Raw genomic sequence first — 12,304 nt, 5'->3', positions numbered from 1 at the left:
GAACGAGCATGCACGCACAAGATCCCGGACCGAGCCGCAGGACCGTGGTGGCCGCCACCGCACTGGCGGGGGCCGGACTGGCCCTCGCCGGGCCGGGCACCGCGTTCGCGGCGCAGCGGGAGACCGTGCTGCGCTCCCGCGAACTGGAGGTGCGCGTCGACCCCGACTTCCCGCGCATCGTCTCGTACACCGACCGCGCCGCAGGCGCCGTACTGCACGGTCAGGAGGACCCCGTCACCTCCGTGCTGATCGACGGCACCGCCCGTACCCCGCGGGTCACCTCACGCTCCGGCGGGGACAGGGCGTCGTACACCCTCGCCTTCGACGGCGGCACCGAGATACGGGCCGAGATCCGCGTCACCGGCCGCCGGGTCGAGTGGCGGGTCACCAAAATCACCGACACCCCGGACCTGCGCGTGGGCACGCTCCAGATCCCGTCGCTGGCGTTCCTCTCCGTGCGCAGCGACCAGCCGGGCGCGGCGCTCCTCGCCGCCCGGATCCAGCTCGACAAGGCCACCAGCGGCGACACCCTGGTCACACTCACACCGGACACCGCACCCGACGCCGCGCCGACCGGCTGCGCGTACGCCGTCGTCGCCCACGACCGGCTCGGCGGTGCCCTGGAGACCAACACGACGTACGACAAGCCGGACAGCGCGCCCGGTGCCACCTGGGAGAACGGCCGGCTGTGGCGCCGGACCGTCAGGAAGGACGGTTACGTCAAGTCCGAACTCGCCTGCGGGCAGTGGACGCACAGGGCCGCGACCGCGCCGACGGACGCCACCGAGCCGCTCCCGTACGCCACCGTGATCATCACCGGTGACCGCAACGGCGACGGCGTCGTGGACTGGCAGGACGCCGCGATCGCCTTCCGCGACATCATGGTCGACCCGCTGGGCGCGGGCGAGCAGCACCTGCGCGTCGTCCCGCACATTCCGTTCAACTTCGCCAGCCAGGCCACCAACCCGTTCCTCGTGACGCTCGACAACATCAAGCGGATCTCCCTCGCCACGGACGGCCTGCGCCAGTACACGCTCCTCAAGGGGTACCAGTCGGAGGGCCACGACTCGGCCCACCCCGACTACGCAGGCAATCACAACGAGCGCGCGGGCGGCCTGAAGGACCTCAACACGCTCGTGAGCGAGGGCCGCAGATGGGGGAGCGACTTCGGCGTCCATGTGAACGCCACCGAGTCCTACCCCGTCGCGAACGCGTTCTCCGAGACACTCGTGGACAAGGGCAACGAACAGTGGGACTGGCTCGACCAGAGCTACCGCATCGACCAGCGACGCGATCTCGTGTCCGGCGACATCATCAAGCGCTTCCAGGACCTCAGGAACGAGACCGACCCCGCCCTGAACATGCTCTACATCGACGTGTTCCGCGAGTCCGGCTGGACCTCCGACCGGCTCCAGAGGGCCTTGCGGGAGCAGGGCTGGCAGGTCACCACCGAGTGGGGCCACGGCCTCGAACGCTCCTCCCTCTGGTCCCACTGGGCCACCGAGACCGACTACGGCGCCGACACGTCCCGGGGCATCAACTCCCAGCTGATCCGCTTCATCCGCAACCACCAGAAGGACGTCTTCGCCGACAAGTGGCCGACGCTCCTCGGGATACCGCGCACCGGCAACTTCGAGGGCTGGGTCAACAAGACCGACTGGAACACCTTCTACCGGCTGATCTGGACCGACAGCCTGCCCGCCAAGTACCTCCAGGCGTACCCGGTCAGGAGCTGGGGCGCCCACGAGATCACGTTCTTCGGCCCGACGAGGACGTCCGTGGACGACAGCGACGGCACCCGCCGCATCACCACGGACGGCCGGGTCGTGTACGAGGGGGGACGCTATCTGCTCCCCTGGGAGCCACGCGAAGCCACCGACCCGGACCGCCTCTACCACTACAACCCGACGGGCGGCAGCAGCACCTGGCGGCTGCCGCGCGGCTGGGCCGGACGGTCGAAGGTCTACGTCCACCGGCTCACCGACCAGGGGCGGGCATCCGTCCGTGAGATACCCGTCCGCTCGGGCCGCGTCACCATCGAGGCCGAGGCGGAGCAGCCGTACGTCGTCCACCGCACCCGGAAGCCCGCGAACCAGGACCCGGAATGGGGCCAGGCCACACCCCTCCACGACCCGGGCTTCAACTCGGGCTCCCTGGACGGCTGGCACGTCGACGGCCCGGCGTCGGTCGAGCTGAGCGCCCTCGGCGACTACGAACTGGTCGTCGGCGCCGGCCCCGCCGCGGCCGTCGGCCAGCGGATCGCCCGCCTCGCACCGGGCACCTACGCCGCCTCCGTCCAGGTGGAGGTGGGGGAGAAGGCGGGGGAGCGGCGACGGGCCGCGCTCACCGTGCGCACCGCCGACGGCACCACGGCCGAGAACTGGACGGACTCCTCCACCGCCGTCAACCTCGTCGCGGCGGACCGCAAACACGACACCCGCTTCCAGCGCATGTTCACGTACTTCACCGTGCCGGACGGCGGCGGGCCCGTGGACCTCACCCTGCGCACCGACGCCGGGGACGCCAGGGTCCGCTTCGACAACGTGCGGATCGTCGCCGCCCGGCGCACCGCCAAGGCCGGAGCCGTGGCCTTCGAGGACTTCCAGCACGTTCCCCAGGGCTGGGGGCCGTTCGTCAAGGGCGACGCGGGCGGCTCGACGGACCCGCGCACCCACATCGCCCAGCGGCACGCACCGTTCACCCAGCGCGGCTGGAACGGCAAGGTGATCGACGACGTCGTCGACGGAACCCAGTCGCTGAAGTCGCGCGGCGAGAACGACGGCCTCGTCTACCGGACCGTCCAGCACACCGTCCGCTTCGAGGCGGGAAGGCGCTACCGGGTGACCTTCCGGTACGAGAACGAGAAGGCCGGCCAGTACGCGTGGATCACCGGGACCGACGCACCGGCCTCCCGCGAGCTCGACCGCGAGGACCTTCCCGTGGCCACCTCACCGGCCGTACTGAGTTACGAGTTCACGGCGCCGCCCGAGGGGGAGACCTGGGTCGGTCTGCGCAGGACCGGTGACGACGGGACGGCGGAGTTCGTCCTCGACTCCTTCGAGGTGCGCGAGGTGTGACGTACCGGCCGCCCGGCGCCCACGAGGGCGCGGGGCGGCCGGACCTCGGCGACCGCGGCCGCGGGGCGGCGGTCCGGACCTCGTGCCCGGAAATCATCCGCGTCCGCAGCCTGTGCCCAGGCCCGTGCCGGTCAGATCACTGCTCACGTCCCACAGCCGGGCCGCGACCGAGCGGTCGGCGAGGTGACCCCACACCGCTTCCCGCCGGGGTGCACCGCGCAGCCCGAAGACGCGCGGTCCCCACAGCTCGCCCCCGCGCGCCGCCGGATCGAGCACCGCCCGGACCGCGGGCCACGCACCGGCGTCCTTGCCCTGGAGGAGAAGGGCCGCGGGCGCCGCGCCCAGCCGTGCGCCGGTGGTCCGCACATGGACAGGGGGCCGTGAGGGGGTGAGGGAGTCGAGCGCCCCGCCGGGATGGGCCAGCACGCTCGACACCGTGCTGCCGGCCGCACGCAGACGGCGGTCGAGTTCGATGCCGAAGTACATCTGTGCCAGCTTGGAGCGGCCGTAGGTCCGCTTGGGCCGGTAGTCGTTCCGGGACTGCAGGTCGTCGAGGTCGAGCCGTTCGGACTTCGCCGCGAAACTGCCCATGGTCACGACCCGGGCCGCCGGGGCGGCGGCCAGCAGCGGCATCAGCGCATGCGTCAGGGAGAAGTGCCCGAGGTGATTCGTGCCGAACATGAGCTCGTGACCGTCCGCGGTCTCCTCGCGTGGCGGGTCGTCGAGCGCGACGCCGGCGTTGAGGACCACCGCGTCGAGGCGCTCCACCTCCAGTGACTCCACCGCCGTGCCGAGCGACGACAGGTCGGCCAGGTCCAGTCGCACGGCCCGTAGCCGCGCGCCGGGGACACGCATACGGATCGTGGCCATGGCGGCCTCCGCCCTGGCCGGACTCCGGCTGCCGAGGACGACGGTGGCGCCGGCCGCCGACAACTGCTCACCGACGAAGTACCCGATGCCGGCGTTGCCGCCGGTGACCAGGAAGACGCGGCCCTCGGCGCCGGGCAGCCGGTGGACGTCCCAGGGCGGGATGGAGGATGTGAACGACACGGCGACGGGCTCCCTTGTTCTCGAAGGAGACTGCGGCTGCTCCCTCGGGCGGCTCCCACCGTTCCAGGGGCCGCCGACACATCGCCTACGAATCACCGACAGCCCGCCCGACAGCCCGCCCGGCGGCCGGTCCGGACGCGGTGCGGGCCCCTCGTCGCACCGTTCCGGGGGCGCGTCCTCAGCCGAGAATCAGCCGGCGGTCACCCGAGCGCTCCAGCTCCAGGACCCACACCTCGTTCGGACCCTCCCGCAGCAAGGGTCCGGGAACGAACAGCGACTCCTGGGGCCCCGTGCTCCAGTAGCGCCCGAGGCAGAAGCCGTTCACCCAGACGAAGCCGCGCTCCCACCCCGGCAGGGCGAGCCCGGCGTCACCCGGACCGCGCACGTCGAACGATCCCCGGAACAGGCCCGCGGCCCCCTCCTCCGGAGCACGGAAGGGGACCTCCCCCAGTGCGTCCACGCCCTCGAACGCGTCCAGGGCGAGCCCCCGCGCCCGCACGCCGTGCAGGTACTGCCGCTCGTGCAGCACACCCCCCGTGATCCCCTTCGGCTCGGCCAGACGCGGCCCGTAGTTGACCCGCCCCAGCGACTCCACCCACAGCTCCACCTCCGCCGGACCCGCCACCGGTCCGTCCAGCGCCGTGTACGAGCCGGCCTCGGCCGGTCCGCCACCCAGCACACCCGCCCGCGCCCCGTCGACGTACACCACCGCCCGGTCCCGGAGCCCGGTCACGCCCAGCGGATACGGCGGACGCGGCCCGGGTACCTCCACCCGGTAGCGGACCACCCCCCGGCCCACTCCCAGCTCCTCGAACGTCGGTGGCACCGCCCACTCGGCCTCCGGGCCACCGAGGGTGTCCATGACGTCGCCGAGAGGTGCCCACTCCACGAGTTCGGCGCTCACAGGGCCGGCCACGGCGGCGGGCGGAGCGGGCACGTCGGGCAGCTGGGCCCCCTCCTCCCCGTACCGCGCGAGGATCTCCCGGAACAGCCAGAACTTCTCCGTGGGGCGGCCGTACTCGTCGACGGGGGCGCCGTAGTCGTACGAGGTGACGATCGGCTGGAGCTCCCCGCCGTGCAGCTCCCCGGCACGGTTCGCCCCCGACCAGCCGCCGAAGTTCGTACCGCCGTGCGCCATGTAGATATTGACGGACGCGCCGCACCCGAGGATCTCCTCCAGCGCCGAAGCCGCGTCGGCCGGCTCCCGTACCACCGGCTCCGCACCCCAGTGCCCGAACCAGCCGCACCAGAACTCCATGCACATCAGCGGCCCGTCCGGGCGGTGCCGCCGCAGCGTCTCGAAGCCCTCCCGGGCCCCCGAGCCGAAGTTCGCCGTCGCCAGCACCCCGGGCACCGAACCGCCCGTCAGCATGTGGTCCTCCGGGCCGTCGGAGGTGAACAGCGGAACCGTCACACCGAGCTCGCGGAGCGACTCCGTCAGCCGGCCCAGATACACCTGGTCGGAGCCGTAACTGCCGTACTCGTTCTCGACCTGCACCATGATCACCGGACCGCCCCGGCCGATCTCCCGCCGCACCACCTGCGGCAGCAGCCGTCGGAACCACCGCTCGACGTGCCCGAGGTACTCCGCGTCGCGGGTCCGCACCCTGCTGCCCAGCGCCCCCGTCAGCCAGTGCGGCAGACCGCCGTTCTCCCACTCCGCGCAGATGTACGGCCCCGGCCGCACGATCGCCCACAGCCCCGCCGCCTCCGCCGCGTCCAGGAACCGGCCCAGCGCCTCCACGTCGCGGTGGCGCCCCTGCTCCGGCTCGTGCAGATTCCACGGGACGTACGTCTCCACACAGTTGAGGCCCATGGCACGCAGCATCGTCAGCCGGTGCTCCCACTGGCCCTCGTGCACCCGGAAATAGTGCAGAGCACCCGACAACAGCCGTACGGGCCGCCCGTCCAGCTCGAAATCCCGCTCGCCCACCGTGAACTCAGCCATGGTCCCCGCCTTTCGTTCCACCGCTCCCCACCTCACCCTCTGGCGGCCGAGCGGTCCATGGACAAAGATCAGCTCTGTTTGGACACAACGGAAGGCCGGACCGATCGGACGGGGAGGAAACGGAACCGGATGTACCACACCTGGATGCGCTATTTCACGCCGAGCCCCACCCACCACAAGCTGGGGCTGGTCTGCCTCGGAGTAGGCCTCCAGCACGGCACACTGCCCGCCGTCGGGCCCCGCACCCTCGACCACCACGTCGCCGTCGTCATCAGCGCCGGCAGCGGCTGGTACCGGCGTCCGGACGGTGGACGGACCGCAGTGACGGCGCCCGCGCTGATCTGGCTCGTACCGGGCGTCCCGCACCACTACGGCCCCGACCCCGCCACCGGATGGGACGAGAGCTTCGTCGACTTCACCGGGCCGGCCACCGTCCCGTACACCGAACTCGGCTACATCGAGACCGACCGCCCGGTCGTCCCCCTCGCGGACACCGCTCCCGCCCGCGCCGCGGTGAGCCGGATCGCCCGCGCCGCACGCCTCGGCAACCCCCTCCTGGAGGTCGAGACCGGCGCCGCCGTCCATGAACTGCTCGTCGCCCTGCGACGCGCCCGCGCCGATGTCGGAGCCGACGGGGACCCCGTGCTCAACGCCCTCGCCCGCGACGCCTTCCAGCCCCTGTCCGTCGCCGAACACGCCTCCCGCCACGGGATGACCCCCGCCGAGCTGCGCACCGCCGTACGCAGGGGCGCCGGGTGCAGCCCCAAGGACTACCTCCTCGGCATCCGCCTCGGCCGGGCCAAGGAACTCCTCGCCACCACCGAACTCCCCGTGGCCGCGGTCGCCCGCCGTGTCGGCTACGACGACCCCGCCTACTTCTCCCGCCTCTTCACCCGCCGCGTCGGCATGGCCCCCGTCCACTTCCGCGACCGGCAGGGCCGGGCGGTCCCCGGCGGCTGGAGCGACCGGATCCCGGACCCCGCACACCCCCCGACCATCGCCGCCCAGCACGCGCCCGCCGACAGCCCGCACGTGGGCCCCCCGCCCCGTGTGGCGGACGCCAGGGGCACGGCGCAGACTGGCGAGGGAGGACAGCAGTCCGAAGGGGCCTTGAACCATGGGTGACTACGCGGACCTTCCTGGTGTCAGGACGTGGTACGAGACCGAGGGGACCGGCAGCCCGCTGGTCCTGCTGCACGGCGGCTTCTGCACCAACGAGACCTGGGGCGAGCTCCGCACCGTCCTCGCCGGTGCCTACCGCGTCCTCCTCCCCGAGCGGCGCGCGCACGGGCACACCCCGGATGTCGAGGGGCCGCTCACCTACCAGGACATGGCCGACGACACCGTGGCCTTCCTGGAGACGGTCGTGGGGGAGCCGGCGCATCTGGTGGGCTGGAGCGACGGAGGAGTCGTCGCGCTGCTCGTCGCGGCCGCCCGCCCGGACCTGGTGCGCAAGGCCGTGGTGATCGGGGCCAACTTCCGGCCCGGCCCCGAGTGCTTCGTCGAGCCGGCGATGCTCGACGCGATGACCCCGGACGGGGACGACCTGGCGTTCTTCCGGGAGATGTACGAGGCCGTGTCACCCGACGGCGCGGGCCACTGGCCGGTGGTGGCGGCGAAGACGACCGACATGTGGCGCACCCAGCCGACGCTCACCACCGGGGACCTGGCCCGAATCGAGGCGCCCGTCCTCACCATGGTGGGAGACGACGACCTGATGACACTGGAGCACACGGCGGCCCTGTACCGGGCGATCCCGGGGGCGCAGCTGGCTGTCGTGCCGGGAGCCTCCCACCTCGTCCCGCTGGAGAAGCCGGCCCTGGTCGGCCGGATGATCCTCGACCATCTCGCCCAGGACGAGGTGGCGACGATGATGCCCGTCCTGCGCGCGCAGACGCCGCCGTCCCGCTGAACAACCCGCCTGTGCGCGACCGTTGACACCCGTCACCACCCGTCACTACCGTCACGGCAGGATTTCGGACGCCCAACGAGATTTCGAACGTGACGAAGAGGCAACTTCCCCCGCGAGGAGCCGCATCGACATGACGACCAGCAGCGCCACCCACGACGGTGAACCCGACCGCGCCGACGAAGGCGGCCACCGGAGCAGGTCCGGACCCTGAGGTCCCGTTCGGTACGCCGACGACGTCGAACGGAACTCGACACGCCTACGCGCTGTGCGCCGCACAGCGGTACGGCCATTCCTAGGGGTCCACTGCATGCAGCAATCGTCCTCCCCCCACCAGCCGGCCGGCCTGCCCCGGAGCGTGAGCCGTCGCCGGCTCCTGGAGGGCGGTGCCGCCGGCTTCGGCGCGCTCGCTCTCTCCGCTCTCCCCTCGGTCCTCCCCGCAGGCGCGGCCGCACGCGCCGACTCCGCCCCGCCCGCCGTGAACCCGCCGGCCAACGGCTACCCGGAGTGGAACAACAACATCGCGGTGTTCGACGTCGGTTCGGAGCCGCCCCACACCACCCTCATGCCGTACGCGGACGTCTCACAGGCCCTGGCCTGCGACCGGACACGCTCCCCGTGGCGGCTCGACCTCGACGGCACGTGGAAGTTCGCCTACGCCGACCGTCCCGACGACCGCGACCCCGACTTCCACCGGACCGACCTCGACGACCGGACCTGGGACACCGTCCCCGTGCCGTCCTGCTGGCAGCTGCACGGCTACGACTTCCCGATCTACTCCAACATCACCTACCCCTGGTCGGGCGCCAACGGCCTGGGGGAAAACGCCCAGCCGCCCTTCGCACCCACCCGCTACAACCCCGTCGGGCAGTACCGCCGCACCTTCACCGTCCCCCGGGAATGGGAGGGGCGGCAGGTCTTCCTTCAGTTCGAGGGGGTGAAGTCCGCACACTACGTATGGATCAACGGCAAGCCGGTGGGCTACCGCGAGGACTCGTACACCTCCGCCGAGTACGACATCACCCCCCACCTGGAGCGAGGCCGCAACCAGATCGCGGTGGAGGTGTACCGCTACTCCGACGGCGACTGGATGGAGGACCAGGACATGATCCGGCTGAGCGGGATCTTCCGCTCGGTGCACCTCTTCTCCACCCCCGCCGTCCACCTGCGGGACTTCAAGCTCGACACCCCGCTCAGCGACGGCTACAGGGCCGCCGAACTGTCCGTCACCGCCTCCGTACGCGCCTACGGTGACGCCCCCGGGATGGGCGAGTACACCGTGGAGACCCAGCTCTACGACGCCGACGGACACCCTGTCTGGCCCCGCCCGCTGAGGCAGCCCGCCGACCTCGGCTCCGCCCCGGCCGGACAGGACGTGACCGTGCGGTCGGCCAAGGCCGTGCCGAAGCCGGACCTCTGGTCCGCCGAGCACCCGAACCTCTACACCGCCGTGCTGCGGTTGCGCGACCCGGCGGGCAGGGTGACCGAGACGCTGTCGCACCGGGTCGGCTTCCGGGAGTTCGCGCTCGTGGACGGGCTGATGCGCATCAACGGCAAGCCCGTCTCCCTGCGCGGCACGAACCGGCACGAGATGCACCCCGAGCGGGGCATGGCGCTGACCCGCGCGGACATGGTCACCGACATCGAGATCATCAAACGGCTGAACATGAACAGCGTCCGCACCTCCCACTACCCGAACAACCCGCTGTGGCTGGAGCTGGCCGACGAGTACGGGCTGTACCTGGTGGGCGAGACCAACCTGGAGACACACGGCATCCGCGACAGCTATCCGGGAGACCACGCGGACTGGACCGAGGCGTGTGTGGCCCGCGCCAGGAACATGGTCCACCGCGACAAGAACCACGCCTGCGCCGTCATCTGGTCGCTCGGCAACGAGGCCGGCACCGGCTCGGCTTTCGTCGCCATGCACGACTGGATCCGCTCGTACGACCCCACCCGTGTCATCCAGTACGAGGGTGACGACCGGCCCGGGATCAGCGACATCCGCTCGGAGATGTACACCAAGCCGGCCCAGGTCGAACAGCGCGCCCGGGACACCACCGACACCCGCCCCTTCGTCCTGATCGAGTACTCCCACGGGATGGGCAACTCGAACGGCAACTTCAAGAAGTACTGGGACATCATCCGCGGTCACGACGTCCTGCAGGGCGGCTGGATCTGGGACTTCGCCGACCAGGCACTCACCTGGCCCACGCCGGCCCGCACACTGTTCACCGAATCAGGGCCCGGCTCCGTGCGCGGGGAGATCCTCGCCGCCGGCGGCACCTTCGACCGGGACAAGGGCGTGTACGGGGGCACGGTCTTCGCCCGGGACGCGGGCCTCGACATCACCGACTCCCTGACCTTGGAGGCATGGGTCACACCGAAGGTGACCGGCTCCCACCAGCCCGTCCTCGCCAAGGGCGACACCCAGTACGCACTGAAGCAGACGGACGGCGATCTGGAGTTCTTCATCCACTCCGGCGGCCGGTGGACGACCGCGAGCTGGACGCTGCCGGAGGACTGGACAGGCACCGAGCACCACATCGCGGGTGTCTTCGACGCAGACAAGGCCACCCTGACCCTCTACGTCGACGGAGAGACGAAGGCCACCGAGGCCGCACCCCAGCCGCCCGCCGGCAACAACGCACCACTGGCACTCGCCACCGACGCGGAGAACCCGACCCGTGAGTTCAGCGGCACGATCAGACGGGCGCGCGTCTACGCCCGTGCCCTGAGCGCCGCCGAGATCGCCTCGGGCTCCCGGCGCCCCGGCGACGACGGCGTGCGCTTCTGGTTCGACGCGGCCACCGTCGCCCTCGAGCGACGCAGGCCCACCGAGCGTACGTTCCTCGCCTACGGCGGCGACTGGGGCGACAACCCCAACGACGGGAACTTTTCCGGCGACGGCATCGTCACCGCCGACCGCCGGCACACCGGCAAGGCCACGGAGATCAAGCGGATCCACCAGGCGATCCACGTGACGGCGGACGACGCCCCCGCCGGGCGTCTCACCGTGAACAACGAGTACCTCTTCACCAACCTGCGGGAGTTCGACGCTGCCTGGGCCCTGGTGGCCGACGGCGAAACCGTGCAGCGCGGGAAGCTCACCCGCTCCCAGCTGGACATCGCACCTTCGGCCGGCAAGACCGTCACGGTCCCCTTCACCCTGCCCCGCGACCCGGCGCCGGGCACGGAGTTCTTCCTCCGGCTCTCCTTCACCACCAAGGAGCCAACGAAGTGGGCGAAGGCCGGATTCGAGGTGGCCGGGCAGCAGCTCGCCGTGGACGCCGGCAGCCCGGCCGTGGCGCCCCGGCCACTGGACTCCGTACGCCCGCTGCGCCACCAGGACGGCGACGGCTCCGTGACGGTGACAGGTGAGGACTTCTCCGTCACCGTCGACAAGGGCAGCGGCGTCATCACCAGCTACGAGGCGGGCGGCGACCGGCTGATCGCCTCGGGGCCCGCCCCGAACTTCTGGCGGGCCCCGACCGACAACGACGTCGGCAACGGCCAGCCCGCCCGGAACGGCACCTGGCGCTACGCGGGCAGTGGCCGGAAGGTGACGGACGTCCAGGTGCGGGAGGTGGGCGACCGGGCCGTCGAGATCACTGTCAGCGGCACCCTGCCCACCTTGACGGAGTCCACGTACACCACGACGTACACGGTCTTCGGCAACGGCGAGATCAAGGTCGACAACACCCTGCACCCGGGCGCGGCCGGCCTCCCGTACATCCCGGAGGTGGGCACCCTGCTCCTCCTGCCCGGCAGGCTCACGCATGTGCGCTACTACGGCCGTGGCCCGGACGAGAACTACTGGGACCGCGACAACGGCACCGACGTGGGCCTCCACACCTTCACCGTCCCCGGGAAGCGGACCCCCTACCTCCGCCCGCAGGAGAACGGCAACAGGACAGACGTGCGGTGGGTGGCGCTGACGGACGGCGGCGGTAAGGGGCTGCTCGCGTCCGGCGAGCCGCTGATCGAGTTCAACGCCTCGCACTTCACCCCGGAGGACCTGTCGGCCGGCATCCGTCACGACTACCAGCTGACACCCCGTGACGAAGTCGTCCTGCGGCTGAACCACCGGCAGATGGGGGTCGGCGGTGACGACAGCTGGGGCGCGCACACGCACGACGAGTTCAAGCTGTTCGCCGACCGGGACTACTCGTACACCTACCGGCTGCGCCCGTTGAGTGACCCGGACGACGCCATGGCGGCTTCGCGCCGGCCGACGGCGACGGAGTCGGACGCGTAGCGCGGCGACGGACGCGTCGTCACCGGGAACGGGGCGGCTGAACCGCACCCTGCACGACGGCC

6 protein-coding genes are annotated in these 12,304 nt (G+C 71.5%); 4 read left to right on the top strand and 2 right to left on the bottom strand.

The features are described 5' to 3' along the window. The first annotated feature begins 8 nt into the window (after window positions 1–8). On the top strand, window positions 9–3,077 hold the full coding sequence (locus AB0P41_RS24395; protein ID WP_365934150.1) for an endo-alpha-N-acetylgalactosaminidase family protein: 3,069 nt from the start codon (window positions 9–11) through the stop codon (window positions 3,075–3,077). Between the two features lie 93 nt (window positions 3,078–3,170). Here AB0P41_RS24395 and AB0P41_RS24390 read toward each other — a convergent pair whose 3' ends face one another. Together AB0P41_RS24390 and AB0P41_RS24385 are read right to left on the bottom strand one after the other, a co-directional pair. Further along, complete coding sequence (locus tag AB0P41_RS24390; RefSeq protein ID WP_365934149.1) at window positions 3,171–4,127, bottom strand: SDR family NAD(P)-dependent oxidoreductase; 957 nt, start codon at window positions 4,125–4,127, stop codon at window positions 3,171–3,173. A 178-nt stretch (window positions 4,128–4,305) separates the two neighbouring features. Continuing rightward, window positions 4,306–6,075, bottom strand: coding sequence for a beta-galactosidase family protein (locus AB0P41_RS24385; RefSeq protein WP_365934148.1), 1,770 nt, complete (start codon window positions 6,073–6,075; stop codon window positions 4,306–4,308). A gap of 129 nt (window positions 6,076–6,204) precedes the next feature. On the opposite strand from AB0P41_RS24385, the gene AB0P41_RS24380 reads away from it, so the two are divergent. From AB0P41_RS24380 to AB0P41_RS24370, 3 genes are all read left to right on the top strand, one after another. Beyond that, the gene (locus AB0P41_RS24380; RefSeq protein ID WP_356711165.1) at window positions 6,205–7,200 is read left to right on the top strand and encodes an AraC family transcriptional regulator; all 996 of its coding nucleotides are present in this window, start codon (window positions 6,205–6,207) and stop codon (window positions 7,198–7,200) included. Next, a complete protein-coding gene (locus AB0P41_RS24375; protein WP_356711163.1) occupies window positions 7,193–7,987 on the top strand; it encodes an alpha/beta hydrolase in 795 nt (264 codons plus the stop codon). The genes AB0P41_RS24380 and AB0P41_RS24375 overlap by 8 nt, the downstream gene beginning before the upstream one ends. A gap of 307 nt (window positions 7,988–8,294) precedes the next feature. Continuing rightward, window positions 8,295–12,242 (top strand): glycoside hydrolase family 2 TIM barrel-domain containing protein, encoded by a 3,948-nt coding sequence (locus AB0P41_RS24370; RefSeq protein WP_365934146.1) that lies wholly within the window; start codon window positions 8,295–8,297, stop codon window positions 12,240–12,242. The last annotated feature ends 62 nt before the right edge of the window (window positions 12,243–12,304 follow it).

Origin of the sequence: Streptomyces sp. NPDC079167 (assembly GCF_040686735.1) — a bacterium.
GTDB lineage: Bacteria > Actinomycetota > Actinomycetes > Streptomycetales > Streptomycetaceae > Streptomyces.
This window is presented reverse-complemented; position numbering and strand designations above follow the sequence as displayed.

What these genes read in the sequence shown, in the direction of transcription:
- AB0P41_RS24370 (WP_365934146.1), top strand. Translation starts at nt 8,295, where the DNA reads ATGCAGCAATCGTCCTCCCCCCACCAGCCGGCCGGCCTGCCCCGGAGC.
- AB0P41_RS24385 (WP_365934148.1), bottom strand. Translation starts at nt 6,075, where the DNA reads ATGGCTGAGTTCACGGTGGGCGAGCGGGATTTCGAGCTGGACGGGCGG.
- AB0P41_RS24395 (WP_365934150.1), top strand. Translation starts at nt 9, where the DNA reads ATGCACGCACAAGATCCCGGACCGAGCCGCAGGACCGTGGTGGCCGCC.
- AB0P41_RS24380 (WP_356711165.1), top strand. Translation starts at nt 6,205, where the DNA reads ATGTACCACACCTGGATGCGCTATTTCACGCCGAGCCCCACCCACCAC.
- AB0P41_RS24375 (WP_356711163.1), top strand. Translation starts at nt 7,193, where the DNA reads ATGGGTGACTACGCGGACCTTCCTGGTGTCAGGACGTGGTACGAGACC.